This is a genomic window from Saccharopolyspora sp. CA-218241, from assembly GCF_050954615.1.
Taxonomy (GTDB): domain Bacteria; phylum Actinomycetota; class Actinomycetes; order Mycobacteriales; family Pseudonocardiaceae; genus Saccharopolyspora; species Saccharopolyspora cebuensis.
In genome coordinates this window covers 3,845,389-3,871,504 of sequence record NZ_CP191860.1, presented here as the reverse complement: position 1 = coordinate 3,871,504, position 26,116 = coordinate 3,845,389, and the positions used below count along the sequence as shown (strand labels likewise).

The following is a 26,116-nucleotide window of genomic DNA, read 5'->3' as shown; positions in this document are numbered from 1 at the left end:
CGGTGCCGATCCCGGCCGCATGCCCAGCACCACATCGCCGCCTGATCCCACAACACCCGGCACCAACCACACATTTGCATACAGTACTCCGCCGGCGAGTGCCGGACCCGACACTGCACGGCGGAGAACGGAGGTTCGCGTTCCATGTACGCAGTCACCGACCCGGCCACGGGTGAGCTGGTCGAGGAAATCCCGTACGCGACGGACGAGGAAGTCCGGACGGCGATCGAGCGCGTCCACCGCGGATACTCCTCGTGGCGGTGTCGACCGGTCACCGAGCGCGCGGAGATCGCATCGCGTGCGGCGGAACTGTTCGCCGCACGAGCCGATGAGCTGGCCGGAATCATGACGTTGGAAATGGGCAAACGGATCAACGAGGGCCTCGGCGAGATCGGCGTCGTCGTCGACATCTTCAACTACTACGCGGACAACGGCCCGGGACTGCTGGCGGACGAGCCGCTGCCGATCGACGGCGGCGAGGCGATCATCAGGAAGGAGCCGATCGGCGCGCTGCTCGGGATCATGCCGTGGAACTTCCCCTGCTACCAGGTCGCCAGGTTCGTGGCACCGAACCTGGTGCTCGGCAACACGATCCTGCTCAAGCACGCTTCCCTCTGCCCGCGGTCGGCGGACGCGATCGCGCAGCTCCTGCACGATGCGGGAGTGCCCGAGGACGTGTACGTGAATACCTTCGCCGCCAGCTCGCAGATCCCGTGGATGCTCCGGGACTCGCGCATCCAAGGGGTGTCGTTGACCGGCAGTGAGCAGGCGGGGATCGCCGTCGCCGCCGAAGCGGGCAGGAATCTGAAGAAGTCCGTGCTGGAGCTCGGCGGATCCGACCCGCTGATCGTGCTGGACACCGACGACCTGGACCAGACCGTGAAAGCCACCGCGACGGCGCGGATGCGCAACTGCGGCCAGTCGTGCAACGCGCCGAAGCGGATGATCGTGCTGGCCGACATCTACGACAAGTTCGTCGATCGGCTCACCGAGCATGTGGCGGAGTACTACCTGCCCGGCGACCCCGCGGATCCGGCGACGAAGCTGCCACCACTGGCCTCCGTCGCGGCAGCCGACGAGGTAGCGGCTCAGGTCGAAAAAGCGGTCAGCCAGGGCGCGACGCTTCGCACCGGTGGCCACCGCGTCGACCGGCCCGGCGCCTACCTGGCGGCCACCGTGCTGACCGACGTGACCCCCGAGATGGACGCCTATGCCGAAGAGATCTTCGGTCCGGTCGTGCTGGTTTTCCGCGCCCGGACCGAGGATGAGGCGATCGCGCTCGCCAACGACACACCTTTCGGACTAGGTGCCAGCGTGTTCAGCACCGACCGGAACCGTGCACGCCGCGTCGCCGAGCAGATCGAAGCGGGCATGGTGTACCTGAACAGGGCCGGTGGGTCGCAGGCCGATCTTCCCTTCGGCGGGATCAAGCGTTCCGGCATCGGCCGAGAGCTCGGTCCGCTGGGCATCGAGGAATTCATGAACAAGAAGGCCATCCGCTTGTAGCGGGCAGATCGCCGAGGAAAACCCGGTTCCGGCCAGTTGGTGATCTGGCTGATGTGGTCCGTGCCGCTTGCGGGGGGCCTTGCGCCCCCGCCCGGATTCGAACGGAGCTTGTCAAGGAGTGCGTGGGCCGAGTGGCGCGGCTTGCATCATCTCCTGCTGCCCTGCGAGCTCAGTGCGGCGCGGCAGTGCTCGATGAATGTCTCGGCTCGTCGGGTGAGCCTGACGCGAGCGCCGGAGAGCGCGAGGATCGGCAACGGCCGCAGTTCGTCAGCCAGGTCCTTGACGACGACTCCGGCCGGGGCTGCAGCAGCCTGGCTCACGACCGAGCACCCCAGGCCTTGTGCGACGAGATCGAGCAGGAGCTGGTGGCTCCGGGTCCGGAACCGGATGCGCGGGTGAAGGTCACGGTCCTCGAACAATCCGCTGAAGTACTCTCCGGCTGGAGCCAGGTCGAACAGGAGGAACGGCTCGGACGCGAGGAGCTCCAGGCTCGTCGTGCGCGGTGCGAGCGGGTGGTTCTCCGGGATGACCGCTTTGGGCGCTGCGGCCCCGAGGACGGTGCGGTAGACAAGCGTTCCCAGTGGGTACTTCGGTGGACACCAGCTAGCAACGCACCCGTGCATCCGACAGACCCGGTCGCGGCAAACCGGGCCAGGTGATCGGCCGCCGGGCCCGTGGCGGGCCCACCACCAAGATCCCCCTGACGTGTTATGGGCACGGGCGTCCTGTTTGTTGGTGCTGAGTAGGCTGGGTCCCCGCGGAGATCGATAGTTGCCGCGATCTGGGCGCGCGGCCATGAAGTCGGAACCTACTACAGGTGGGGCCGTCCGCTGCGTTCGGTCTTGCGGGCGGTGCGGAGTCCGCCGGAGGACTTCGAGCGGCGGAGCAGTTGGGCTCGGGCGAAGTCCTCGACGGGCACGATGACCGGGTGCGCGGGTGTCCGGGAGCGGACGATGCGGTCCGGGCTGGATCGGCGGAAAGCGGGTCACGTGCCCGGCGGCGACGTCGTCGGGGTCGAGCAGGGTTTCGTGCTTGGTCCAGCGTCCGAAGAAGGCGTATCCGGTGTAGCGGGGGTTGTCGAGGATGGCGCGGACGGTGCTGCCCTGCCGGCCGTCGGCGAGCCGGTGCTGGTCCGGCCGCCGGCCCTGTCATGTTTTCCGTGTAAGCTACGGATGGGTGTGCGTTGTTTATTCTAGTTGAGTGGGATGCGTTCCGGGAAGAGGATGACGGGTGTGTTGAGGGCTAGTTTCCCTCTCCATGTTCCGGTTCCTGATGGTCCTCCTCTGATGCTGGTGATGTTGCGGAGTCCGGGGTAGACGAGTTTCGTGGCGGCGCCGTCGCTGTCGAAATGCCTGCGATTTTTGCTGATTTTGCGGAGCTGGAAGTTGATGCTTTCGACGAGGTTGGTGATGTAGGCGCCCGCCGGAGTTCCGGGGGATAGTCCAGGAACCGGGTGAACTCGTTCCATGCATCCTGCGATACTTGGATCGCCGCGGGGTATTGTTCACCGTATCGGGTGTCGAATTCTTTGAAGGCGGGTTCCGCGACTTCGAGAGTGGGGGCGGTGTATCTTTCCCGCATTCCCGCGGCGACCATTTTCCGGTCGTCGAAGGCGACGAAACGCATCGCTTGCGCGCCACGTGGACGAGGCAGTTTTGTACCACGGTGCCGGGAAACACCGACCGGATGGCGTCCTCGTTCAGCAATTCCTGCACGCCTGCCGAACCACCGCCGACCTGCGCGCCCTGCACCAGGGAATCCAATGTCACCGGAGTCAGCCCCCCGACCAGCAATTCCCCGTCAACCAATGAACCTTCCGGGATCATGAAATCGATCCGGTCTTGGCCCGTCCGTGGCGTGCACGGTTGGCATGACACGGTCCCACCCCACTGGGTCCGGCACACGACGCTCACCCGGGCCGAACGCCGCTTCGGCTACGCCGTCGCCGGGCCTGCGTCGGCCGCGTGATCCGTCGGCAACTGCCACCTACGTCCGAGCGGGTCTGCCCGAAGTGGCCCATGCGCTGTCCGTCCTCACGGGCGAGTCGCACCTGCTCGCTCCCAGATGGCTGCGTTCGCTGCTATGCTCTTGGTGTGATTTGCCCAATTCAGGGAAATATCGCGCGTGTGGGGATTCGGCTCCCCTCCGGCACGCAGGTGTGGCAGATCTGCCGCACGCTCGTGAGGCGATCAGCGCGATATGCGCGGCCGCCTTTTCGGGCGTTGTGTGCCCTCGCGATTGATGCGCAGCAGAGGTCGGCGAGGTGGTCGATGAGGACGCGGTTGTACTCTTCGAGGATGGTGCGATCGTAGCTGCGCAGGCCGGTTTCGGCGTGGAACGGCGATGTTCGGGTGGCGTTGCGGCCAGCGTCCCGGTCTGGGCCTGGGGGCGTCAGCCATGCCGGACGTGGCGACCGCGGCCTCCTCGATCAGGGGCTGCGAACAAGATGCGGGCGATGGCGAGGTTTTCCGGTGACGGGCGCCACTAATGCTTTGCCGTGCACGAATTAGAATGGATAATTGTCTTATGGAGGTTCGCGTCCATCAAGTTCTTGATCTGGTGAATTCGGTGTGCCGATGATGTCTGTGGTCGACGAGGAGCCGGCATACGTGTCGTTGGCCGACAAGGCTTATCAGGCGATCCGGGACCGCCTGATCATGCTCGACATCCCGCCGATGGCGGCGATCGATGATGCCGCACTGGCTCGCTCGCTGGATGTCGGCCGGACCCCCGTTCGCGAAGCCCTCAAGCGGTTGGAAATCGACCGTCTCGTGGTGTCGTACCCGCGACGGGGGACGTTCGCCACGGCGGTCGATATCACGGACCTGGCTTATGTTTCCGAGCTGCGTTTGAACTTGGAACCATTGGCGGCCAGGCGAGCCGGCGAGATCGCCAATGAAGAGGAGCTCGTCGAGTTCAGCGAGCTCGCGGACCTTCTGGACGACATCGATTTCTGCTCGCTCCGCCGTGACGAGGTGATGCGCTGGGACCTCCACGTGCACCGCGCCATCTATCGCGCAGCCGGCAACCCCCTCCTCGAGGACACGTTGATCCGCTACGGGAACTTGGCGACGCGGATCTTCTGCATTTTCCTGGATCGGATGACATACTTCGAAACTCATGTCAGGGAGCACTCTTCGTTGCTTCGGGCGATCGGATCGAGAAATCCCGGTGAAGCCGAACGAATTGCGCGGGAGCATGTTCTGAGCTTCGATCGAGCAGTGCGCGCGGTGATGTGAGTGGCTCTCCCATCGATGCGGCACCGGCGACGTCGTCGACCGGTGTGCGGCTTTCCGTCGACCCGGTCGGTTTACTGATCATGGTCGTTCGCTGAGCGAGCGCGGTCAGGTTCGTTGGGCGAGTTTGCGCCGCCACCGCCCGAAGGAGCGGGCGTGGTCGAGCGCGAGCACGCCGACCGGGGCTCCCGCCGAGTCGAGGTACAGGGCCAGGAATTCGTTGTTGTCCGGATCGCCCTCCTCGACTTGGACGGTGCAGTGCTCGGTGCGGTGCCCGGCGAACTGGATGTTGCAGTCGTACTGGTGGGACCAGAAATAGGGGACCGCGTGGTGCGCCGGTGCCGCGTGCTCCGAGCCGAGCAGGGCGGCGACGGCGGCAGGCGGCTGGTGCAGCGCGTTGGTCCAGTGCTCCAGCCGCAGCGGTCCGGCGGTGTACTCGCGGTGGGCGTTCGCGCAGTCGCCGACCGCCACGACGCCCGGGATGCCGGTGCGCCCGCTGGCATCGGTGCGCACGCCGTCGTCCACCGGCACGCCCGATCCCGCGAGCCATTCGGTGTTCGGCTGCGCGCCGATGCCGACCACGACGACGTCGGCCGGTAGCTCGCGCCCGTCGGACAGGCGTACCGCGCGGACGCGGGGATCGCCCACCAGCTCCGCGAGTCCGGTGCGGGTGTGCAGCCGGACGCCGTTGCTCGCGTGCAGCCGGGCGCACACGGCGCCCATCTCGGCGCCGAGCGCCCGTTGCAGGGGCACCGCCGCCGCTTCCACGACGTCCACCTCGCACCCGAGCCCGACGGCGGTCGAGGCGACCTCGGCGCCGATGAAACCGGCGCCGATGACGACGAGCCGGACCCCCGGCGCGAGCCCCTCCCGCAGGGCCCGCGCGTCGTCGAGGGTGCGCAGGGTGTGCACACCTTCCGGGACCGCGGTGGGGAGTTCGCGCGCTCGTGCGCCGGTGGCGAGCACGACGGCGTCAGTGGTGATGCGGGTTCCATCGGCGAGCTCGACGGCCTGCTCGCCGGTGTCGAGCGCGCGGGCGGCCAAGCCGAGCCGCCAGTCCACGTCGAGGTCGGCGTCGTCGGACTCGGTCAGCCGAATCTCGTCTTCGGTACTGGTGCCGGCGAGGAACTCCTTCGACAGCGGCGGCCGGTCGTAGGGCTGGTGCGGTTCGTCGCCGAGAACGCAAACGCGTCCTTCGAATCCTTGCGCTCGCAGGGCGCGGACGGCCGTCAGGCCGGCGAGCGACGCCCCGACGACGGTGATGTGCTGCATCAACCGACCTCCTCCGCGATCGCTGGGGTGGTGCCGACCGGGGCCGACTCGTGCACGTAGATCAGGCCGCCGTCGACCGACACGGCGTGCGTGCGGACGGGCTTCTTCGCGGGCGGGCCGCTGGGGCGTCCGGTGCGCAGGTCGAAACAGGTGGCGTGCAGCGGGCACTCGACCGCGCAGCCTTCCAGCCAGCCGTCGGACAGCGACGCGTCCTGATGCGTGCAGGTGTCGTCAATAGCGTAGAGCTCACCGTCCACGTTGAACACGGCGATCGGCACCTCGCCCTGCACGCGGACCGACTCCCCGGGCGGGAGGTCGGACAGCTCACCCACCAAGATCATGAACGCCTCCTGTTGCAGATCGCGGAACGAGTGGTGAACGACAGAATGCGGCTCGCCTTCCCGGTAGTCAACGGTTGAATTCGGTTCCCACGAACGGGATCACCAGGTCGTGCGCGGGAAGGTGTCGGCCCAGGGCATGACGGGGTTGCGGGGCCGTGGCCGGAGTGGATCGGCGGTCCCGGCGGGAGGCTCTCAAAGGGGAGTCGGGGACGTTCGGCGAGACGTTGACCTCGCCCGATCGACAACTTATCGTGTACAGATATATCAACAGCAGGGTCCACGCCACAAGGGATCGAGCGGGCCGGGCTGCAGCACCGCTGCGGGCCCGTTGCGGTTCGCACCAGGGGAGTCCTCATGACCGGTCGGCCTGCGGGGCCTTGGGATGGCATCACGCCGCCCGTCGTGCAGGAGGAGCGGACCGTGCGCCGCGCTGTCGCCGCCGCGGCGGTGGGCAACGTGGCCGAGTGGTACGACTTCGGGATCTACTCCTACCTGGCCGCGGTCGTGCTTGAGCGGGTGCTGTTTCCGGAAGCCGGTGAGTGGGCTGCGGTGTGCACGCTGGGTGCGTTCGCCGCGGCGTTCGTGATGCGGCCGTTCGGCGGGTTCGTGTTCGGCAGGCTCGGTGACCGGTTCGGCCGCACCAAGGTCCTTTCGGCCACCGTGCTGCTGATGACGGGCGCCACGGTGCTGCTCGGGCTGGTGCCCACCTACGGGGCGGTCGGCCTGGTGGCGCCGCTGCTGGTGCTGCTCGTGCGGATGTTGCAGGGGTTCTCCGCCGGGGGCGAGTACACCGGGGCGCTGACGCTGGTCGCCGAATACGCGCCGGACCGGCGACGCGGATTCTTCGGCAGCTGGCTGGAATTCAGCACGCTGACGGGGTACGCGCTCGGCGCGGGCGTGTGCGGCGCTCTGATCGCGTTGCTGCCGCACGAGGCTCTGCTGGCGTGGGGCTGGCGGGTGCCGTTCCTGCTCGCGCTGCCGCTCGGGATCACCGGGGTGTACCTGCGGATGCGGCTGGAGGACACGCCCGCGTTCCGGCAGCTCATGGAGCGTTCGCCCGCGCTGGCCACGATGTCGGCCAAGCGCGCGGTCCAGATCGTCATCCGCCACTACCGCGCCGCGGCGCTGGTCGCGGCCGGCGTGGTCGTCGCCTGGAACGTGACCAACTACGTGCTGACCAACTACCTCCCGACCTACCTGACCGGCACGCTGCCGCGCTTCGGCGAGGGCGGGGCCAGCGGTGTGGCCGCCACCGGGATGCAGGTCGCGGTCATGGTGGTGATGGTGTGCGCGATCGCGTGGGTCGGGAGGCTCAGCGATCGCGTCGGGCGCAGGCCGATCCTCATGACCGGCAGCGTGACGCTGGTGCTGTTGGGACTGCCTGCGGTGTGGCTGCTGCGCGAAGGGCTGCTGGGGCAGATCGCCGGGCTGCTGATCATCGGGATGTGCCTGCTGTGCTTCGCGGCGGTGTCGCCGTCGACGCTTCCCGCGCTGTTCCCGACCATGATCCGCTACAGCAGTCTCGCGGTCATCTTCAACCTGTCGGTCTCGCTGCTGGCCGGGACCGCGCCGACGATCATCGAGGCTGCGGTCACCGCGACCGGCAATCTCGACTGGCCGGGGTACTACCTGGTCGGTGCGGGCGTCGTCGGGGTCGTCACGACCTACTTCCTGCGGGAGCACGCCGGGCGGCCGCTGGCCGGAGCCGCTCCGCTGGCGTCCAGCTCCGAGCTCCCCGATCCGCCGCTGTCCGCGGACGGGGTCCCGATGGAACATCCGCGCTGAGCCGTCGTCGATTTCGGGCGGGCAGGTCGTGTGGTCTTCGCGCGCGTCGTGCGCTTGACCGACCAGCGGGCTAGTCGGCCAGCGTGGGGGAGAACGAGATCCGGCTGTTCGACGGGGCTTCGGCCGAGCGGAGAAGGGCGGCCCCGTGCGGACGTGCTGTCCGCCCGGGGCCGTCCGCTCCTCCCGGAGGTCAGCCGATGTGCTTGCGCACCCAGTCGTGGAACCCGCCGATGTGGTGCTCGCTGGGGACCAGCACCCCGCCGTCGCGGTAGGACCGGGAGTCCATCGCGAGCTGGCAGCGCTCGCAGGCGTCGAAGTCCTGCTGGTTGACCCGGTGGAACAGCTCCACCGAACGGTCGATGTCGGCGCCGGAGTCGACGACCTCCGGCAGGTAGAGCCAGTCGCACCGCACGAGGGTGCGGTCCGGTGCGAGCGGGAACATGCGGTGGAAGACCACGTGGTCCGGCACCAGGTTGATGAACACCTGCGGTCGCACGGTGATGGCGTAGTAGCGCCGGTCCTGGTCCTCGTCCACGCCGGGCAGCTTCTCCAGCCCGGCCGATCCGTCGACGGTGAAGCCCTCCACGCCCGCGCCGAATTCCGCGCCGTGCCCCACGAAGTACTGCGCGGCAAGGCCGTCGGCGAACTCCGGCAGCACCTCGGTGAGCTCGGGGTGGATCGTCGCGCAGTGGTAGCACTCCATGAAGTTCTCGACGATCTGCTTCCAGTTCGCCTTCACGTCGTACTCGATGCGCCGGCCGAGCTTGAGGTCGGCGACCTGGTAGCCCACGATCGCGTCAGGGGTGCCGAGCCGGTCGGTGACGTCCTGGATCACGGTGTCCTCGAAGGACGGCGGCTGCTCGGCCAGGCACAGCCAGGCGTAGCCGAGCCATTCGCGCACGTGGACCTGGTGCAGGCCGTACTCGTCCCGGTCGATGTCGTCCATCGCGTTGAGGTTCGGCGCGGCGATCAGCTTGCCGTCCAGGGAGTAGGTCCAGGCGTGGTAGGGGCACTGGAAGGAGCGCCGCACCTCGCCCTTGTCCTCGGTGCACAGCCTGGCCCCGCGGTGCCGGCAGACGTTGAGGTACGCCTTGATCTCGCCGCTGCGGGCGCGGGTGACCAGGACGCTCTCCCGGCCGATCTGGACGGTCTCGAACTGGCCGGGCCGGGTGAGGTCGGCGCTGTGCACGGCGCAGAACCAGCCGGCCTCGAAAATCCTTTCCTGCTCGGCGCGGAAGATCGCGGGGTCGGTGTAGTAGTGGCCCGCCAGCGTCTCGCGCAGGCTCTCGGGGAGACGGGCTTGGGCCTCGGCGGAGGTGGAAAGCTCACCGGTCGTCATGGGTAGTGCTCCTCGCTGGAGAAGGGCGAACGCGTTGCGCCGCTGCCGAGACCGCACGGCAGCGGGATCGATGTGGCTTCAGGTGGCCTGGACGGGATTGACCGTTCACCGGAGGTGGCGGCCCGTCGCACCCGGGCGCGCGGCCCGCGGAGGACGGTTCCACGAAGTGCGATTCCAGGCCCATCCGGTGTCAGCGCGCACCTGACCGCTGGGGCGAAGAGGATCGACCCTCTGGTGCGTGAGGATCGTGCTGCATGCTCGATCCGCAACTGGCGGGTTGGTCAGCGGACCAATCCGGGTGACGCGGTGCAAGAGCCTGCGGGGCGCGGGGAGCACCGGCGGCGACAGTTGTGCGCAAGGGGCATGCTTCCTTCGGCGGCGCTGACGGGATGGGCGGTGTCCGCTCCTGGTCTCTGGGGACAAATTTATCGGGTGCAGATGTACCAGTCGAGTACCAGGTGCAGATCAGCGTTGGGGAGTCGGGGGCGCGGCGAAAGCGGCGCGAAGTCGGCGGACATCTCCCGGAGTGCTCAGGGGAAGACGACGGTGCTGGTGCCGTTGAGCAGCACGCGGCGCTCGCAGTGCCAGCGCACGGCACGGGACAGGGCGAGTGCTTCGGCGTCCCGGCCGACGGTCTGCAGGGCATGCGGATCGTGGGTGTGGTCGATGCGGATCACCTCCTGCTCGATGATCGGTCCTTCGTCGAGGTCCGGGGTGACGTAGTGCGCGGTCGCGCCGACGAGCTTCACCCCGCGGTCGTAGGCCTGGTGGTAGGGCTTGGCTCCTTTGAAGCCGGGCAGGAACGAGTGGTGGATGTTGATGGCGCGGCCGTGCAGCACCTTGCAGGTCTGGTCGGACAGGACCTGCATGTAGCGGGCGAGGACGACCAGCTCGGCATCGTGCTCGTCGACCACCTGCAGCAGCCGGGCTTCGGCTTCGGGCTTGGTCTCCGCGGTGACCGGGATGTGGTGGAACGGCAGGCCCGCGGCCTCGGCCATGGGGCGCAGGTCTTCGTGGTTGGACACCACCGCGACGATGTCGGCGCTGAGGCCGCCGGTGCGCCAGCGGTAGATCAGGTCGTTGAGGCAGTGCCCGAGCTTGGAGACCAGCACCACGATCCGCGCGCGCCGGTCTGGGTGGAAGGCGTAGTGCATCGCGAAGTCGGCGGCGACGGGTTCGAACTCGCGGGACAACACCTCGACATCGACTTCGTGCGGGGCGGTGAACTGAGTGCGCAGGAACAGGCGGCCGCGCACCGGGTCGTCGAACTGCCGGTACTCGCCGATGTCGCAGCCCTGCGAGACGAGGTAGGAGCTGACCGCGTGCACGATGCCGGTGCGATCGGGGCAGTCCAGGGTGAGGGTGAACGAGTGTGTCACGGGTTTCTCCTCAGCACTCCACGATGTTGAGAGCCAGCCCGCCGCGGGCGGTCTCCTTGTACTTGTCCTTCATGTCCGCGCCCGTCTCGCGCATGGTCTTGATCGCCTTGTCGAGCGAGACGTGGTGCTGCCCGTCGCCGCGCACCGCCATCCGGGCGGCCGTGATCGCTTTGATCGCGGCCACCGCGTTGCGCTCGATGCAGGGGATCTGCACCAGCCCGCCGACGGGGTCGCAGGTCAGGCCGAGGTTGTGCTCGATGCCGATCTCCGCGGCGTTCTCCACCTGCTCCGGCGTGCCGCCGAGGACCTCGGCCAGACCTGCGGCGGCCATCGAGCAGGCCGATCCGACCTCGCCCTGGCAACCGACCTCGGCTCCGGAGATCGAGGCGTTCTCCTTGAACAGCACCCCGATCGCCCCGGCGGTGAGCAGGAACCGGACGACGGTGTCGTCGCTGAACGAAGCGAGGAAGCGGTGGGCGTAGTGCAGGACGGCCGGGACGATGCCGGCGGCGCCGTTGGTCGGGGCGGTGACGACCCGGCCGCCTGCGGCGTTCTCCTCGTTGACCGCCAGTGCGTAGAGGGTGACCCACTCCATCGCGTGCAAGGCGTCGCCCTCGTCGGTGCTGCTCTCCAGGTGCTCGCGGAGTTCGCGGGCCCGCCGGCGGACCTTGAGCCCGCCGGGAAGGGTTCCGCGCGCGTGCGTGCCGTTGACGACGCACTCCTGCATGACCGACCAGGTCTGCAGCAGCCCGGAGCGGGTTTCCGCCTCGCTGCGCCAGGCTCGTTCGTTGGCCAGCATGACGTCGCTGATCCGCAGTCCGGCTTCCGCGGTCTGCGCCAGCAGTTCCGCGCCGGTGCGGAAAGGATGCGGCACCGGCACCTCGTCCTCGACCAGGACCGGACGGCCTGCTTCGTCCTCGTCGAGGACGAAGCCGCCGCCGACCGAGTAGTACTCCCGGCGATCGAGCCGGGATCCCGTGCCGTCGAAGGCTTCGAAGACCATGCCGTTGCTGTGGAACTCGAGCCTGGTGTTCCGGTGCAGGACGACGTCGTCGTCGATGCTGAACGCCACCTTGTGCTCGCCGCCGAGGCTGAGCTGACGTTCTTCGCGCGCGGCCCGCACCTGTGGTTCGGCCGCGACCGGATCCACCAGGTGCGGTTGCTCGCCGGCCAAGCCCAGCACCACGGCCTTGACGCTGCCGTGGCCGTGGCCGGTCGCGCCGAGCGAACCGAACAGCTCGCAGCGGACCTGCGCGACGTGTGGCAGCGTTCCCCCGTCGCGCAGACGGGATACGAACAGGTACGCCGCCCGCATCGGGCCGACCGTGTGCGAGCTGGACGGCCCGATGCCGACCTTGAACAAGTCGAAGACCGAGAGGCTCATGAACGCTCCTGACCGGGTCGCGTGGGGCGGTGCTTCGTCTCCGGCGGCCCCAGCGTGGTGGACTGCGCGCACGTCGCCCCGGCGCAGCGCGGCGGGCGTCGACGAAGCGGGGGCGGAACCGCGCTGCGGGTGGTTGTCGTGCCGGATCTCGCGGCTGCGGACGCGGCACTCGGCGTCATCCGGAGTCCCGCTGGTTCCGCAACCAGGCGCGGTGTGCGGAACGCATCGCGGCCTGAACGGTGTGGCGCAGCAGCAGCGCCGTGGTCACCGGCCCCACACCGCCGGGCACCGGGGTCAACCCGCCCGCGCGGGCGAGCACCGAGAGCTCCACGTCGCCGACGAGTTCCCCGCCGGAGGTCGGGTTCGTGCCGACGTCGATGACGATCGCCCCCTCCCGCACGTGCTCGGCGGTGATGAGGCCGGGTTTGCCGACGGCGACCACGAGGACGTCCGCGGTGGGCGTGACCGCCGCGAGGTCGGCGGTGTGGCGGTGGCAGATCGTCACCGTCGCGTCGCGCTGCAGCAGCAGTTGCGCGACCGGTTTGCCGACGACGTTCGAACGGCCGACCACCACGCAGGTGCGCCCGACGAGCTCGACGCCGTGGTGGTCGAGGAGTTCGAGCACCGCTGCGGCTGTGGCCGGCGGGTGGGCGGGCAGGCCCGCGGCGAGGCGGCCGAGCGAGAGCGGGCTGGCGCCGTCGACGTCCTTGTCCGGTGCGATCGCCGCGGTGAGATCTTCGAAGTCGGCGCCGGCGGGCAGCGGGGTCTGCAGGATGATCCCGTGCACCGCCTCGTCGGCGCTGAGTTCTTCGAGCGTGGCGCGAATCCGCTCGGGTCCGGCGGCGGGGCCGAGGTCTTCGACCCGGCATTCGATACCGGCCTTGGCGGCGGCCTTGGCGATCGAGCGCACGTACCAGGCGCTGGCTTCGTCCTCGGTCGCGACGACGACGGCCAGCTGCGGCGGTACGCCGGCCTCCGCGAGTTCGGCGGCATTCGCGGCGGCCCGGACCCGGATCGTGCGAGCGAGCCCGGTGCCGCCGAGTTCGGCGCCGGCCCTGCCGGGGGCGCGGGGCGGGGTGGGATGGAGAGTGGTCATCGCAGGATCTCCTCCCGGACGGCGTGGGTGATCTCGTCGGTGCGGGCGAGGAGGTCGTCGGTCTTGACGAGCGCTTCGCCGAGTTCGGCGCAGACCTCGGGGTCGGCGGTCCCGGCGAGGTTGGCCTCGATGTTGACCCGCGCGGTCGAGGCCGCCGCTCGAGCCGCGGCCGCGGCCGCGGCGACATCGGTGATCACGTTGGCGTTGCCGATCGGGCGCAGTCGTTCGGCGAGGTCGACGAGCCGCTCGGCCGCGGCGATCACTCGGGCGGACACCCGCCCCGCCTCGGCGAGGGCGGCCGCGATCGCCTGCGTGCGGGCGTTCTTGTCGGCGGTCGTCTCCTTCGGCAGCCGGTACGCGGCGCCGACCGCGCCGAAGGCTTCCGCGTCTTGCTCGGCCAGGCCCAGGGCACGGGCGCGCAGGTCGTCAGCGGCGTCCCGCACCTCCTCGATGTCCGTGGCGTGCCGGGCGTACTTCGCGCCGTCGCTGTAGCGGGCGACCATGCCCAGCAGCGCGGCCGCTTGCGCGGCGTGCAGCGCTGCGCTCGCCCCGCCGCCCGGCGCGGGTTCCCGGGCGGCGAGACCGTGCAGGAAGGTCTCGATCGTGTCGGTGCGCATGGTGGTCCTTCGCGGTCGTGCACCCCCGCCGAGCCGGGAAGGGCCGGTCGGGTCGTGCGTGCGGCGGGATCAGCGGCGGATGCGGTGCATGTCCGGGTCGACCAGCGGTTCGGCGGCGACGGTGGCGCGCACCCGGCGGTCGAAGTACTGGATCTCGACCGGGGTGCCGGGTTCGGCGGTGGCGGGCAGCCAGGCGTAGGCGATCGGCGTGCCGAGGGTGTGCGAGAAGGCGGCGGAGGTGATGTAGCCGGAGGGCGCGCCGTCGAGGAACACCGGCTCCGAGCCGAGCACCACGCTGCGCCCGTCGTCGATCGTCAGGCAGCACAACCGGCGGGAGATCGCCTCCTGGTCGAGGGCGGCAAGGGCGTCGCGGCCGGTGAACCCGCCCTTCTGCAGCCGCACGGCGAACCCGACGCCGGCTTCGTAGGGGTTGTGCTCGGTGGTCATGTCCGCTCCCCAGGCGCGGTAGCCCTTCTCCAGCCGCAGGCTGTTGAACGCCGCCCGACCGGCGGCCACGACACCGAGCCCGCGGCCGGCTTCGAAGAGCACGTCCCAGAGCCGCTGCCCGAGTTCGGCGCTGGTGTAGAGCTCCCAGCCGAGTTCACCCACGTAGGACACGCGCATCGCGGTGACCGGGATGCCGGCGATGTGCACGGGCTTGCAGCGGAAGTACTTCAGACCCTCGTGCGAGAGGTCGTCCCGGGAAAGCGGCTGCACCAGGTCGCGCGCGAGCGGCCCCCAGACGCCGATGCAGCAGGTGCCGCCGGTGATGTCGCGCAGCTGCACGCTGCCGTCCGCGGGCAGCTCCCGGCGGAAGTGGTCGTGGTCGAGGTTCCCGTTGGCACCGACCTGGAAGAGCTCCTCGCCGAGCCGCGCGACGGTCAGGTCGCTGCGGACCCCACCGGCCTCGTCGAGCACCAGCGCGTAGGTGACCGAGCCGACGGATTTGCGCACCTTGTTGGTGGTGAGGCGGTCGAGGAAGTCCAGCGCGCCCGGGCCGCTGATCTCCAGCCTCTTGAGCGAGGTCATGTCGTGGAGCGCGACGGCGGTGCGGGTCTTCCACGCCTCGACCGCGGCGATGGGGGAGTGGTACATCGCCGACCAGGCGTCCCGCGACGGCGGCTGCCACTCCATCGGCAGGTCTTGGACCAGCGGCGCGTTCGCCTCGTACCAGTGCGGCCGCTCCCAGCCGTGGGATTCCAGGAAGACCGCGCCGAGCTCCTTCTGCCGGGCGTGGAACGGGCTGACCCGCAGCTCGCGCGGGGAGAACCGCGGCTGCAGCGGGTGCTTGACGTCGTAGACCTCGACGAAGTTGCGCTGGGCGGTCTCGTCGACGAAGGCCTCGGTGGTCTCGATCTCGTCGAAGCGGTGCACGTCGCAGCCGTGGAGCTCGATCTCGCTGCGCCCGTCCACCAGCAGCTGCGCGACCGCGCGCGCCACGCCGGCGGAGTGGGTGACCCACACGGCCTCGGCGATCCAGAATCCGGACACGTCGGGTGATTCGCCGACCAGCGGCCCACCGTCGGGGGTGAACGACATGATCCCGTTGAACCCGGTGTCGATCTCCGCCGACTCCAGCGCGGGCAGCAACCGCCGGCTGTGCTCCCAGGACGCGGCGAAGTCCTCCTCGGTGAACGGCAGCATCGACGGCATGGACCGCTCGGTGGTGGAGTCCTGCTGCGGCAGTTCACCCGGCTCCACCGGGATCGGGCGGTGCGCGTAGGTGCCGATGCCCAGGCGGTCGACGTGCTGCCGGTAGTACAGGTCGTGGTCCTGGTGGCGCAGGGTCGGCAGCGTCGCCTCGGTGCGCTCGTCGTTGCGCCCGGCCAGCTCCGGCAGCGGCTCGGTGCGCGCGTACTGGTGGGCCATCGGCAGCAGCGGTACCCGCATCCCCGCCATCTCGCCGATGGCGCGGCCCCAGAAGCCGGCGCAGGAGATCACGATGTCCGCCGGCACCTCGCCCTGGTCGGTCTCCACGCCGGTGACCTGTCCGCGATGGTGGTTGATCCCCACGACCTCGACACCACCCCGGAAGCGGGCCCCGCGGGCCACGGCGCGGCGGGCGAGCTCCTCGACCGCCCGGGTCGCCTTGGCGAGCCCGTCGGTGGGGGTGTGCAGGCCGCCGAGGATGCGGTCCGGGTCGAGCAGCGGGTGCAGCTTCGCGCACTCCTCGGGGCTGATGACCTCGCCGGGAACGCCCCAGGAGGTCGCCCAGCCCTGCTTGCGGTGCAGGTCGTGCAGCCGTTCGGGGGTGGTGGCGATCTCCAGCCCGCCGACCTGGTTGAAGCACCAGCCGCCTGCGGCGTCGAGGCTCTGGAGCTTCTCGACGGTGTAGGTGGCGAACTCGGTCATCGTCTTCGACGAGCCGGTCTGGTAGACGAGGCCGGGCGCGTGCGAGGTCGAGCCGCCGGTGAGCGGCAGCGGGCCCCGGTCGAGGACGGTGACCTGGTGCCACCCGCGACTGGTGAGCTCGTCGGCCAGGTTCGCGCCGACGATCCCGGCTCCGACGATGACGACACGAGGGGTCCTGCTCATGCTGGTCTCCTAACGGCGGGGTGGTGTTGACCGCGGGGAGTGCGCGGCTGCGGCTCTCGTTGCAGGAGCGGGGAGAACGAACTGTTCCGACGCCCTGAAGCCGACGCCGGCGCGGGATGGCAGCGGGGATCCAGGGCGTGCGCCGAGCCGTTCGCGCTGTGGACGGCGCAGGAGGCGAGACCTGGACGAGGAACTGATATATTAACTTCCTGGCAAACTAAGCGGCGGTGCTCCGGAGGTCAACAACCCGGTCGAAATTCGATCTGAACGGGTGGCCGCGCGCGGCGCGGGCGGAGCGTGCGGCGGTCCGGATTCCGCGTTTCCGCAAGGGGTTCCAGCTATCGAGGCCAGTTTGCGGGTGGATTGACCTCTTGACCGGGCGGCGCGCGGTGCTACTATGATCGCCAACTGATATGTCAGTTGTCGTGTCACTGGTCCGGCACTGGCTCGACCCCCTTGATCTCCCCTGGCTGGCCTTCTCCAGCGCGGAAGGAGTCCCATGAGTCCGTCCGGTAAGGATTTTTTCAACGACCCGCTTTCGGCCGTCGACCCCGAGGTGGCGGCGGCGGTCGGTGCCGAGTTGAACCGCCAGCAGGCGACGTTGGAGATGATCGCTTCGGAGAATTTCGCGCCGCGGTCGGTGCTGGAGGCGCAGGGTTCGGTCCTGACCAACAAGTACGCCGAGGGCTATCCGGGCAAGCGGTACTACGGTGGCTGCGAGCACGTCGACGTGGTCGAGCGGCTGGCCATCGACCGGGTCAAGGCGTTGTTCGGTGCGGAGTACGCCAACGTCCAGCCGCACTCGGGGGCGCAGGCCAACGCCGCGGCGATGTTCGCGCTGCTCAAGCCGGGTGACACCATCATGGGTCTGGATCTGGCGCACGGTGGTCACCTGACCCACGGGATGAAGATCAATTTCTCCGGCAAGCTGTACAACGTGGTGCCCTACACGGTGCGCGACGACGACCACCGGGTCGACATGGACGAGGTCGCCCGCCTGGCCCGGGAGAACCGGCCGCAGCTCATCGTCGCGGGCTGGTCGGCCTACCCGCGGCAGCTCGACTTCGCCCGGTTCCGCGAGATCGCCGACGAGGTCGGCGCCTATCTGATGGTCGACATGGCGCACTTCGCCGGGCTGGTGGCCGCCGGGCTGCACCCGAACCCGGTGCCGCACGCCCACGTGGTCACCACGACCACGCACAAGACCCTCGGCGGTCCGCGCGGCGGGGTGATCCTGTCCGCCGACACCGCGCTGGCCAAGAAGTTCAACTCCGCGGTGTTCCCCGGGCAGCAGGGCGGGCCGCTGGAGCACGTGATCGCGGGCAAGGCGGTGTCGTTCAAGGTCGCGGCCTCGGCGGAGTTCGCCGACCGGCAGCGCCGCACCGTGGCCGGGGCCAAGCTGCTCGCCGAGCGGCTCCAGGCCGACGACGCCCGCTCCGCCGGGGTCGAGCTGGTCTCCGGCGGCACCGACGTGCACCTGGTGCTGGTGGACCTGCGCCACTCCGAGCTGGACGGCAAGCAGGCCGAGGACCGGCTGCACGAGATCGGCATCACGGTCAACCGCAACGCGGTGCCCAACGACCCGCGACCGCCGATGACCACCTCCGGGCTGCGCATCGGCACCCCGGCACTGGCCACCCGCGGCTTCGGCGACACCGAGTTCACCGAGGTCGCCGACATCATCGCCGAAGCCCTCAAGCCCGGCTTCGACGAGGCCACCGCCACCGCCCTGCGCGGCCGGGTCGAAACCCTGGCCAAGGCCAACCCCCTCTACCCCGAACTGGACGGAGGACGCTGATGCCGCGCACTCCCGGCGCCGACCTGCCGGAGCACCCGGATTTCCTCTGGGAGTCGGCGGATCCCGAGTCCTCCTACGACGTGGTGATCGTCGGTGGTGGCGGGCACGGACTGGCCACGGCCTACTACCTGGCGGTCAACCACGGCATCACCAACGTCGCCGTGCTGGAGAGCGGGTGGCTGGCGGGCGGCAACATGGCGCGCAACACCACGATCATCCGCTCGAACTACCTGTGGGACGAGAGCGCCGGTCTCTACGAGCACGCGCTGAAGCTGTGGGAAGGGCTCGACGAGGAGCTGGACTACCCGCTGCTGTTCTCGCAGCGCGGGGTGCTGAACCTGGCGCACTCGCTGCAGGAGGTGCGCGACGGCGTCCGGCGGGTCGGGGCGAACCGGCTCAACGGCATCGACGCCGAGTGGCTCGATCCCGATCAGGTCGCCGAGATCTGCCCGATCCTGAACACCTCGGAGGACCTGCGGTACCCCGTGCTCGGGGCGACGTGGCAGCCGCGGGCGGGAATCGCCAAGCACGACCACGTCGCGTGGGGATTCGCCCGCGCGCTGAACCGCATGGGCGTGGACCTGGTGCAAAACTGCCAGGTCACCGGGTTCGAGCGGGTCGGGGACAGGGTGACCGGGGTCCGCACCACCCGCGGCACGATCCGGGCCGGCAAGGTCGCGCTGGCCGCCGCGGGCCACACGTCGGTCCTCGCCGACGAGCTGGGGCTGCCGCTGCCGTTGCAGAGCCACCCGCTGCAGGCGCTGGTCTCCGAACTGCTGGAGCCGGTGCACCCCACCGTGGTCATGTCCAACGCGGTGCACGTCTACGTTTCCCAGGCGCACAAGGGGGAACTCGTGCTCGGCGCGGGCATCGACGCCTACAACTCCTACGGGCAGCGCGGGTCGTTCCACACCATCGAGCGGGAGCTGACCGCGGCCGTGGAGCTGTTCCCGATCTTCGCCCGCGCGCACGTGCTGCGCACCTGGGCCGGAGTCGTCGACGTGACCCCCGATGCCTCGGCGATCATGGGGCGCACCCCGTTCGACGGCCTGTACATCAACTGCGGTTGGGGCACCGGGGGCTTCAAGGCCACCCCGGGGGTGGGTTGGTGCTACGCCCACACCATCGCCCACGACGAACCGCACCCGCTCAACGCCCCGTTCAGCCTCGAGCGGTTCACCACCGGCGCACTGGTCGACGAGCACGGCGCCGCCGGTGTGGCGCACTGAAGGAGTCCTGCGATGATGCTCATCCCCTGCCCGTGGTGCGGGCCGCGAGACGAGACCGAGTTCCACTACGGTGGCCAGGCGGGCGTGGCCTACCCGGCCGATCCGCATGCCCTGTCCGATGAAGACTGGTCACGATTCCTCTTCTACCGCGCCAATCCGAAGGGCGTGTTCGCCGAGCGGTGGATGCACCAGGTCGGCTGCCGCCGCTGGTTCACCCTTCACCGGGATACCGCCACCAACGAGATCCACCCCGCGGCGAGGACGGTGACGAAGTGAGCAACGAGTTCAGGCTGCCTGAAGGTGGTCGCATCGACCGGGGCCGTCCGCTGCGCTTCCGCTTCGACGGGTGCGACTACACCGGTTACGCGGGGGACACCCTCGCTTCCGCGCTGCTGGCCAACGGCGTCCACCAGGTCACCACGAGCATCAAGTACGGCCGCCCGCGCGGGATCATGACCGCCGGGCCGGAAGAGCCGAACGCGCTGGTGCAGCTCGACAAGCCGTTCCCGGAGCCGATGCTCACCGCGACCACGGTCGAGCTGCGCGACGGGCTGGAGGCCACCGGACTGCCCGGGCAGGGCCGGCTGGCCACCGAACCGGACCCGGCCCGCTACGACTCGACCAACGCGCACTGCGACGTGCTGATCGTCGGTGCCGGGCCCACGGGCCTGGCCGCGGCGTTGTCCGCCGCACGCAGCGGTGCGCGCGTGATCGTCGCCGACGCCGGGACCGAATTCGGCGGCAGCCTCCTGGGCAGCGGCGACGAGCTCGACCGAGCCCCGGCCCGGCGCTGGATCCGGCGGGTGGTCTCCGAGCTGGAGTCCACACCGGACGCAGCGGTCCTGCCGCGCACGACGGTGTTCGGGCACTACGACGACAACTACCTGGTCGCGCTGGAGGACCGAGGGGAGGACGCCTTCACCCGCCAGCGGGTCTGGCACATCCGGGCCCGCGAGGTGGTGCACGCGACCGGCGCGCACGAGCGTCCGCTGGTCTTCCCGGGCAACGACCGCCCCGGCACGATGCTGGCCGGATCGGCGCGGACCTACCTGCACCGCTACGGGGTGCTGCCGGGCCGGTGCGCCGTCGTGTTCACGACCAACGACAGCGCCTACGCCGCCGCCGTCGACCTGCACGACGCGGGGGTCGAGATCGCCGCGGTGGTGGACGTCCGCCCGGTGGTGCCGACGGTGTGGGCCTCCCGGTGCGTCGAGCGGGGCATCCCGATCCTCACCGGGTGCGCCGTGGGCGGCACGTCGGGCGTCGATCGGGTGTCCGCCGTGGACATCGAGCGGTTGCCGGGTTCCGACGTGGAGCCTCCATCGGGGATCGACTGCGACCTGCTGCTGGTATCCGGGGGCTGGAACCCTGCGGTGCACCTGCACAGCCAGGCGCGCGGCACCTTGCGCTACGCACCGGAGCTCGGAGCGTTCCTCCCCGGCCGCGGCGCGCTCGGCACTCGCCCGGCCGGCGCTGCCGCGGGCACCTTCGCCACGGCAGACTGCCTGCGCACCGGTGCGGAGGCAGGCAGCGACGCGGCGCGGGCCGCCGGGTTCGAAGCCGACGTCGCCGAGGTGCCCACCGCGCTCTCCGGCCCGGGCGTGGCGCCGCAGCCCACGTGGTTGCCGCCCACCGGGCCGGAGGCCGAAGTCGAGCAGTTCGTCGACCTCGCCCGCGACGCCACGGTGGCCGACCTCCGCAAGGCGATCGGGGCGGGGATGACCTCGGTGGAGCACATCAAGCGCTTCACCACGATCGGCACCGGGCACGACCAGGGCAAGACCTCCGGGACGCTGTCGTCGGGGATCATCGCGGAGCTGCTCGGCGCCGAGCTCGCCGAGGTCGGTGCCACCACGTTCCGCCCGCCCTACACGCCGGTCTCCTTCGCGGCACTGGCCGGCCGGGACCGCGGCGACCTCTACGACCCGATCCGCGTGACCGCCGTGCACGACTGGCACGTCGAGCGAGGCGCGCCGTTCGAGGACGTCGGTCAGTGGAAGCGGCCCTGGTACTACCCGCACGACCGCGAGAGCATGGAAGACGCCGTGCTGCGCGAATGCCGCGCCGTCCGCACCGGAGTGGGCATGCAGGACGTGTCCACCCTGGGCAAGATCGACGTGCAGGGGCCCGATGCCGCCGAGTTCCTGGACCTCGTCTACACCAACAAGATGAGCACGCTGCGGGTCGGCCGCATTCGGTACGGGCTGATGTGCACCGCCGACGGCATGGTCTTCGACGACGGCACGGTGATGCGCACCGGCGAGCACCGCTACCTGCTCTCCACGACCTCCGGCGGCGCGGCCGGGGTGCTCGAGTGGCTGGAGGACTGGCTGCAGACCGAGTGGACCCACCTGCGCGTGCACCTCACGTCCGTGACCGAGCACTGGGCCACCATCGCGCTGGCCGGCCCGCGCTCGCGCGACGTGCTGTCCCGGGCGGCGCCGGACATGGACCTGGACAACGAGAGCTTCCCGTTCATGTCCTGGCGGGACGGGGTGGTCGCGGGCCGCCGGGCGCGGGTGTGCCGGATCAGCTTCTCCGGCGAGCTGGCCTTCGAGATCAACGTGCCCTGGTGGCACGGACGCGAGGTGTGGGAGGCGCTCATCGACGCCGGTGCACCGTGGGACATCACCCCGTACGGCACCGAGACGATGCACGTCCTGCGCGCGGAGAAGGGGTTCCCGATCGTCGGCCAGGACACCGACGGCACGGTGACCCCGCACGATCTCGGAATGAGCTGGGCGGTGTCGAAGAAGAAGGACGACTTCCTCGGCAAGCGGTCCTTCGACCGCCCGGACACCCGCCGCGCCGACCGCAAGCACCTCGTCGGCCTGCTCCCGCCAGAGGGGGCCGCGGTCGTGCCGGAGGGCTCGCAACTGGTGGACGGCGCCGAGCTGCCCGAACCGCCCGTGCCGATGCTCGGGCACGTCACCTCCAGCTACCGCAGCGCCGCGCTCGACAGGCCGTTCGCCCTCGCCCTGGTCAAGAGCGGGCGCGAGCGCATCGGGCAGACGATCTACGGCCACGTCGGCGACCGCCTGGTCCCGCTCGAGATCACCGAGCCCGTGTTCTACGACGAGGAAGGAACGCGCCGCGATGGCTGAGCTGTACGGCGAATCCCCGCTGGCCGCGCACGCCGACGTATTCGCCCGCGCCTCGGCGCCGGGCTCGGTGCGCTTGTCCGAAGTGGCCTTCACCGCCCAGGTCGTCCTCCGGGTCGACCCGAAGGGCCCGGCGGCGGAGCGCATCGGCACCGCGCTCGGCGTGATGCTGCCCAACCAGGCAGGGCAGGTCGCGCACACCGACCGGCTGACCGTGCTGTGGCTCGGACCGGACGAATGGCTGCTGGTCGGTCCGGAAGGCGGCGCGAAGTCCATCCAGGACACTCTGTCCGAGGCGCTGGAGGACGAGCACGGCGCCGTCGTGGACGTCTCGGCGCACCGCACGATCATCGCGGTGTCCGGACCGAGCTCCCGCGAGCTGCTGGCCAAGGGCTGTGCGCTCGACCTGCACCGGCGTGCCTTCGGTCCGGACCAGTGCGCGCAAACCTCGCTGGCGCGCGCCGGCGTCGTGCTGCTGTGCCGCGACGCCGAGCTGCCGAGCTACTGGATCTTCGTGCGCGCTTCCTTCGCGCGCTACCTCGCCGACTGGCTGTCCGACGCCGCAGCCGAATACCGCGAAGCGGTCCCGCATGCCGCGTCCGGGAGACACGGGTAGCGGTACCTCAGCGGCTCCCGCCCCCTTCTTCCCCCCGGGCGGGCAGCCCAATCCCCGAAACGCAACGGACGAACTGGAGCAGCAAGTGACCGAAGTGCGCGCAGTCGTGGCCACCGGCAAGGGAAAGCCGGTCGAGGTCACCACGATCCACGTGCCCGGCCCGGGCCCGGGTGAGGCGGTCGTGCAGGTGCAGGCCTGCGGCGTCTGCCACACCGACCTGCATTACCGCGAAGGCGGGATCAACGACGAATTCCCGTTCCTGCTCGGTCACGAGGTGGCCGGGGTCGTCGACGCGGTCGGCGAGGGCGTGCGGAACGTCGAGCCGGGCGATTTCGTCGTGCTGAACTGGCGCGCGGTGTGCGGAACCTGCCGGGCCTGCAAGCGCGGTCGCCCGCAGTACTGCTTCGCCACGCACAACGCCGCGCAGCCGATGACGCTGGCGGACGGCACCCCGCTATCGCCCGCGCTGGGGATCGGGGGATTCGCCGAGCGGACCCTGGTCCACTCCGGGCAGTGCACCAAGGTCGACCCCGCAGCGCGGCCGGCCGTGGCCGGGCTGCTCGGTTGCGGCGTGATGGCCGGCATCGGCGCCGCCGTCAACACCGGTCAAGCCGGTCCCGGCGATTCCGTGGCCGTCATCGGCTGCGGTGGTGTCGGCGACGGGGCCGTGGCGGGAGCGGCGATGGCCGGAGCGCGGCGAGTCATCGCGGTCGACAAGGACCCGGTCAAGCTGGAGTGGGCGCGCGGATTCGGTGCCACCCACACCGTCGACGCCGGTGAGGCCGACCCCGTCGAAGCGATCCGCGAGCTCACCGGTGGCCACGGCGCCGACCTGGTCGTCGACGCCGTCGGCGTGCCCGCGACGTTCGAGCAGGCCTTCTACGCCCGCGATTTGGCGGGCACCGTCGTGCTCGTCGGCGTGCCCGACCCGCAGATGCGGCTGGAGCTGCCGCTGCTGGACGTCTTCGCCCGCGGCGGCGCGGTGAAGTCCAGCTGGTACGGCGACTGCCTGCCGGAACGGGACTTCCCGATGCTCACCGAGCTGTACCGGCAGGGCCGGTTGCCGCTGGAGAAGTTCGTCAGCGAGGAGATCCCCCTCGACGGCGTCGAAGACGCGTTCGCGAAGATGCACCGCGGCGAAGTGCTGCGCTCGGTGGTGACGTTCTGATGGGCCTCCGCGTCGATCAAGCCACCGCGACGGGCAAGTTCTCGCTGGACGGCGAGGTGCACGACGTCGAGAACAACATCTGGGTCGTCGGCGACGACCAGCGGTGCGTGGTCATCGACGCCCCGCACGACGTCGAGGCGGTCCGCGAACTCGTAGCGGGCCGCGAGGTGCTGGCCGTGCTGGCCACCCACGCCCACGACGACCACATCCGGGTCGCTCCGGACCTCGCCGAGGCCGTCGGGGCGGGGGTGTACCTGCACCCCGACGACCTGCCGCTGTGGGAGCTCACCCATCCGGCGAGGAAACCGCACAAGCTCCTCGCCGACCGGCAGGTCTTCCGGATCGGGCGCGCCGGGCTGAAGGTGCTGCACACCCCGGGGCACTCGCCCGGTTCGGTGTGCTTCTACTGCCCGGACCTCGGGACGGTGTTCACCGGTGACACGCTGTTCGCCGGCGGGCCCGGGGCGACCGGGCGGTCCTTCTCGGACTTCGGCACGATCCTGACGTCCATCCGGGACCGGCTCCTGCCGCTGCCTGGGCGGACCAAGGTTCGCCCAGGGCACGGGCCGGGGACGACGATCGGCGAGGTCGTGCCGCAGTTCGACGACTGGGTCGCGCGGGGGTACTGAGATTTCCCGGGGGCGCGTCCGAATCCGATGGGGGACGCGCCCCGTCCCGGCCGGCCTCGTCGCGGCTGGGACCGAACGCCGCCGAGTGCGGAACCGGACCGGCAGCCGAACGGAAGAACGGGAAGTGGTGCTTCGATGGCATCTCCGCATTGGTCCCCGAGATCGGACGACGACGGGCCGTCCGCGGCGTCGCGCCGCAAGGCGGCCCTGGCCGAGGCCCTGCGCAACGCCACCTACGAGGTCCTGCCCTTCCGCAGCACCGAGGACAAGGTGCTCGACCACGTGCCGCAGGACGTGCCGCTGACGGTCACCACGACCGAGGCCCGAGGGCTGGAAGCCACCGTTGATCTCGCCGTCCGGCTGGTCAAGAACGGCTACACGGCCGCGCCGCACCTGGCCGCCCGGCTCGTCCGGGACCGCGCGGAGCTGGGCGAGCTCGCCGCGCGGCTGCAGGAGTCCGGTGTGGACCGCGTCTTCGTCATCGGCGGGGACGCCGCCGAACCGGCCGGTGACTTCCCCGACGCGCTGAGCCTGCTGGCCGCCCTCGACGAGGACGGCCACGCCTTCGCCAACGTCGGCATCGCGGGATATCCGGAGGGCCACGGCACGATCCGCGATGACGTGATGGAGGAAGCGCTGCGGCGCAAAACCGGTTACGCGGACGAGATCATCACCCAGCTGTGCTTCGATGCGGGCACCACCCTGCGCTGGGCCCGGAGACTGCAAGCTGCGGGGGTGCGGACGCCGATCCGCGTGGGCCTGCCCGGGGCGATCAACCGCCAGAAGCTCGTTCGCGTGTCGGCAGGACTGGGACTGGGGCAATCTGCCCGCTTCCTGGCCAAGCAGTCCGCCCTGTTCTGGCGGTTCTTCCTTCCCGGTGGCTATCGCCCGGACAAGCTGGTTCGCGGCGTGGGCGACCAGATCGCCTGCCCCGGCAGCAACCTCGGCGGCTTCCACCTGTTCACCTTCAACGACGTCGCGGGCACGGAGCGTTGGCGGCAGCGCTGGCTGACCCGCTTGTCCTGAGACGCCCGCGTCCGCCCCCGCCCGACACCAGCCCGGCCGACCAGACCGATCCGAGGACC

The 26,116-nt window shown here is 70.1% G+C and carries 22 protein-coding genes and 1 pseudogene; 11 read left to right on the top strand and 12 right to left on the bottom strand.

The annotated features are described in order from the left end of the window. Positions 1-144: 144 nt before the first annotated feature. Positions 145-1,506, top strand: a complete 1,362-nt coding sequence (locus ACQP0T_RS18395) for an NAD-dependent succinate-semialdehyde dehydrogenase (RefSeq protein ID WP_433869203.1) — start codon at positions 145-147, stop codon at positions 1,504-1,506. A 146-nt stretch (positions 1,507-1,652) separates the two neighbouring features. Here ACQP0T_RS18395 and ACQP0T_RS18390 read toward each other — a convergent pair whose 3' ends face one another. The 4 genes and pseudogenes from ACQP0T_RS18390 to ACQP0T_RS18375 all read right to left on the bottom strand — a co-directional run bounded on the left by ACQP0T_RS18390 (position 1,653) and on the right by ACQP0T_RS18375 (position 3,901). Further along, complete coding sequence (locus ACQP0T_RS18390) at positions 1,653-2,129, bottom strand: LysR substrate-binding domain-containing protein (protein ID WP_433869202.1); 477 nt, start codon at positions 2,127-2,129, stop codon at positions 1,653-1,655. Between the two features lie 569 nt (positions 2,130-2,698). Further along, entirely contained in the window at positions 2,699-2,974 is a 276-nt protein-coding gene (locus tag ACQP0T_RS18385) for a hypothetical protein (RefSeq protein ID WP_433873883.1), read from the bottom strand. Further along, positions 2,974-3,087 (bottom strand): annotated as a pseudogene (locus tag ACQP0T_RS18380) (hypothetical protein); the annotation flags it as partial. The gene ACQP0T_RS18385 and the pseudogene ACQP0T_RS18380, both read right to left, overlap by 1 nt. 526 nt (positions 3,088-3,613) lie before the next feature. Then, positions 3,614-3,901, bottom strand: a complete 288-nt coding sequence (locus ACQP0T_RS18375; RefSeq protein WP_433873765.1) for a UDP-N-acetylglucosamine 2-epimerase — start codon at positions 3,899-3,901, stop codon at positions 3,614-3,616. A gap of 181 nt (positions 3,902-4,082) precedes the next feature. Here ACQP0T_RS18375 and ACQP0T_RS18370 point away from each other — a divergent pair, with 181 nt between their 5' ends. After that, complete coding sequence (locus tag ACQP0T_RS18370) at positions 4,083-4,745, top strand: GntR family transcriptional regulator (RefSeq protein WP_433869201.1); 663 nt, start codon at positions 4,083-4,085, stop codon at positions 4,743-4,745. A gap of 105 nt (positions 4,746-4,850) precedes the next feature. On the opposite strand, the gene ACQP0T_RS18365 is transcribed toward ACQP0T_RS18370, so the two are convergent. Both ACQP0T_RS18365 and ACQP0T_RS18360 read right to left on the bottom strand, forming a co-directional pair. Then, positions 4,851-6,014 (bottom strand): NAD(P)/FAD-dependent oxidoreductase, encoded by a 1,164-nt coding sequence (locus tag ACQP0T_RS18365; protein ID WP_433869200.1) that lies wholly within the window; start codon positions 6,012-6,014, stop codon positions 4,851-4,853. Continuing rightward, complete coding sequence (locus ACQP0T_RS18360; RefSeq protein WP_433869199.1) at positions 6,014-6,355, bottom strand: bifunctional 3-phenylpropionate/cinnamic acid dioxygenase ferredoxin subunit; 342 nt, start codon at positions 6,353-6,355, stop codon at positions 6,014-6,016. The genes ACQP0T_RS18365 and ACQP0T_RS18360 overlap by 1 nt, the downstream gene beginning before the upstream one ends. A 420-nt stretch (positions 6,356-6,775) precedes the next feature. Between ACQP0T_RS18360 and ACQP0T_RS18355 the strand changes: the two genes are divergently transcribed. Then, the gene (locus tag ACQP0T_RS18355; protein ID WP_433869198.1) at positions 6,776-8,140 is read left to right on the top strand and encodes an MFS transporter; all 1,365 of its coding nucleotides are present in this window, start codon (positions 6,776-6,778) and stop codon (positions 8,138-8,140) included. A gap of 190 nt (positions 8,141-8,330) precedes the next feature. Here the strand turns inward: ACQP0T_RS18355 and ACQP0T_RS18350 are convergent, their stop codons facing one another. The 6 genes from ACQP0T_RS18350 to ACQP0T_RS18325 form a co-directional block, all read right to left on the bottom strand. Then, complete coding sequence (locus tag ACQP0T_RS18350) at positions 8,331-9,479, bottom strand: aromatic ring-hydroxylating oxygenase subunit alpha (RefSeq protein ID WP_433869197.1); 1,149 nt, start codon at positions 9,477-9,479, stop codon at positions 8,331-8,333. 530 nt (positions 9,480-10,009) lie between these two features. Further along, entirely contained in the window at positions 10,010-10,858 is an 849-nt protein-coding gene (purU, locus tag ACQP0T_RS18345) for a formyltetrahydrofolate deformylase (protein WP_433869196.1), read from the bottom strand. Positions 10,859-10,868: 10 nt separating this feature from the next. Next, positions 10,869-12,242, bottom strand: a complete 1,374-nt coding sequence (locus ACQP0T_RS18340) for an L-serine ammonia-lyase (protein WP_433869195.1) — start codon at positions 12,240-12,242, stop codon at positions 10,869-10,871. 175 nt (positions 12,243-12,417) lie between these two features. After that, positions 12,418-13,338: a bifunctional 5,10-methylenetetrahydrofolate dehydrogenase/5,10-methenyltetrahydrofolate cyclohydrolase gene (locus tag ACQP0T_RS18335; RefSeq protein ID WP_433869194.1), complete on the bottom strand. Its 921-nt coding sequence runs from the start codon at positions 13,336-13,338 to the stop codon at positions 12,418-12,420. Beyond that, on the bottom strand, positions 13,335-13,955 hold the full coding sequence (locus ACQP0T_RS18330; protein ID WP_433869193.1) for a cyclodeaminase/cyclohydrolase family protein: 621 nt from the start codon (positions 13,953-13,955) through the stop codon (positions 13,335-13,337). The genes ACQP0T_RS18335 and ACQP0T_RS18330 overlap by 4 nt, the downstream gene beginning before the upstream one ends. A gap of 69 nt (positions 13,956-14,024) precedes the next feature. Next, positions 14,025-16,490 (bottom strand): GcvT family protein, encoded by a 2,466-nt coding sequence (locus ACQP0T_RS18325; protein WP_433869192.1) that lies wholly within the window; start codon positions 16,488-16,490, stop codon positions 14,025-14,027. A 499-nt stretch (positions 16,491-16,989) separates the two neighbouring features. Here ACQP0T_RS18325 and glyA point away from each other — a divergent pair, with 499 nt between their 5' ends. From glyA to ACQP0T_RS18285, 8 genes are all read left to right on the top strand, one after another. Beyond that, a complete protein-coding gene (gene glyA / locus ACQP0T_RS18320; RefSeq protein ID WP_433869191.1) occupies positions 16,990-18,288 on the top strand; it encodes a serine hydroxymethyltransferase in 1,299 nt (432 codons plus the stop codon). Continuing rightward, entirely contained in the window at positions 18,288-19,517 is a 1,230-nt protein-coding gene (locus ACQP0T_RS18315; protein ID WP_433869190.1) for a sarcosine oxidase subunit beta family protein, read from the top strand. Before glyA ends, ACQP0T_RS18315 begins: the two co-directional genes overlap by 1 nt. Positions 19,518-19,529: 12 nt before the next feature. Then, a complete protein-coding gene (locus tag ACQP0T_RS18310) occupies positions 19,530-19,793 on the top strand; it encodes a sarcosine oxidase subunit delta (protein WP_433869189.1) in 264 nt (87 codons plus the stop codon). Then, positions 19,790-22,621: a 2Fe-2S iron-sulfur cluster-binding protein gene (locus tag ACQP0T_RS18305; RefSeq protein WP_433869188.1), complete on the top strand. Its 2,832-nt coding sequence runs from the start codon at positions 19,790-19,792 to the stop codon at positions 22,619-22,621. Before ACQP0T_RS18310 ends, ACQP0T_RS18305 begins: the two co-directional genes overlap by 4 nt. Next, positions 22,614-23,234 carry a sarcosine oxidase subunit gamma gene (locus ACQP0T_RS18300; RefSeq protein WP_433869187.1) on the top strand — a complete coding sequence of 207 codons (621 nt, stop codon included), beginning with the start codon at positions 22,614-22,616 and terminating at the stop codon, positions 23,232-23,234. Before ACQP0T_RS18305 ends, ACQP0T_RS18300 begins: the two co-directional genes overlap by 8 nt. A gap of 85 nt (positions 23,235-23,319) precedes the next feature. After that, positions 23,320-24,402 carry an S-(hydroxymethyl)mycothiol dehydrogenase gene (locus ACQP0T_RS18295; protein WP_433869186.1) on the top strand — a complete coding sequence of 361 codons (1,083 nt, stop codon included), beginning with the start codon at positions 23,320-23,322 and terminating at the stop codon, positions 24,400-24,402. After that, positions 24,402-25,031, top strand: a complete 630-nt coding sequence (locus ACQP0T_RS18290; protein WP_433869185.1) for an MBL fold metallo-hydrolase — start codon at positions 24,402-24,404, stop codon at positions 25,029-25,031. The genes ACQP0T_RS18295 and ACQP0T_RS18290 overlap by 1 nt, the downstream gene beginning before the upstream one ends. 135 nt (positions 25,032-25,166) lie before the next feature. Then, entirely contained in the window at positions 25,167-26,057 is an 891-nt protein-coding gene (locus ACQP0T_RS18285) for a methylenetetrahydrofolate reductase (protein WP_433869184.1), read from the top strand. The last annotated feature ends 59 nt before the right edge of the window (positions 26,058-26,116 follow it).

Bases quoted from the DNA above. Each gene is read 5' to 3' on its own strand.
- ACQP0T_RS18395 (WP_433869203.1), top strand. From the start codon at position 145: ATGTACGCAGTCACCGACCCGGCCACGGGTGAGCTGGTCGAGGAAATC.
- ACQP0T_RS18390 (WP_433869202.1), bottom strand. From the start codon at position 2,129: ATGCACGGGTGCGTTGCTAGCTGGTGTCCACCGAAGTACCCACTGGGA.
- ACQP0T_RS18385 (WP_433873883.1), bottom strand. From the start codon at position 2,974: ATGGAACGAGTTCACCCGGTTCCTGGACTATCCCCCGGAACTCCGGCG.
- ACQP0T_RS18370 (WP_433869201.1), top strand. From the start codon at position 4,083: ATGATGTCTGTGGTCGACGAGGAGCCGGCATACGTGTCGTTGGCCGAC.
- ACQP0T_RS18365 (WP_433869200.1), bottom strand. From the start codon at position 6,014: ATGCAGCACATCACCGTCGTCGGGGCGTCGCTCGCCGGCCTGACGGCC.
- ACQP0T_RS18360 (WP_433869199.1), bottom strand. From the start codon at position 6,355: ATGATCTTGGTGGGTGAGCTGTCCGACCTCCCGCCCGGGGAGTCGGTC.
- ACQP0T_RS18350 (WP_433869197.1), bottom strand. From the start codon at position 9,479: ATGACGACCGGTGAGCTTTCCACCTCCGCCGAGGCCCAAGCCCGTCTC.
- ACQP0T_RS18340 (WP_433869195.1), bottom strand. From the start codon at position 12,242: ATGAGCCTCTCGGTCTTCGACTTGTTCAAGGTCGGCATCGGGCCGTCC.
- ACQP0T_RS18335 (WP_433869194.1), bottom strand. From the start codon at position 13,338: ATGACCACTCTCCATCCCACCCCGCCCCGCGCCCCCGGCAGGGCCGGC.
- ACQP0T_RS18330 (WP_433869193.1), bottom strand. From the start codon at position 13,955: ATGCGCACCGACACGATCGAGACCTTCCTGCACGGTCTCGCCGCCCGG.
- ACQP0T_RS18325 (WP_433869192.1), bottom strand. From the start codon at position 16,490: ATGAGCAGGACCCCTCGTGTCGTCATCGTCGGAGCCGGGATCGTCGGC.
- glyA (WP_433869191.1), top strand. From the start codon at position 16,990: ATGAGTCCGTCCGGTAAGGATTTTTTCAACGACCCGCTTTCGGCCGTC.
- ACQP0T_RS18315 (WP_433869190.1), top strand. From the start codon at position 18,288: ATGCCGCGCACTCCCGGCGCCGACCTGCCGGAGCACCCGGATTTCCTC.
- ACQP0T_RS18310 (WP_433869189.1), top strand. From the start codon at position 19,530: ATGATGCTCATCCCCTGCCCGTGGTGCGGGCCGCGAGACGAGACCGAG.
- ACQP0T_RS18300 (WP_433869187.1), top strand. From the start codon at position 22,614: ATGGCTGAGCTGTACGGCGAATCCCCGCTGGCCGCGCACGCCGACGTA.
- ACQP0T_RS18290 (WP_433869185.1), top strand. From the start codon at position 24,402: ATGGGCCTCCGCGTCGATCAAGCCACCGCGACGGGCAAGTTCTCGCTG.
- ACQP0T_RS18285 (WP_433869184.1), top strand. From the start codon at position 25,167: ATGGCATCTCCGCATTGGTCCCCGAGATCGGACGACGACGGGCCGTCC.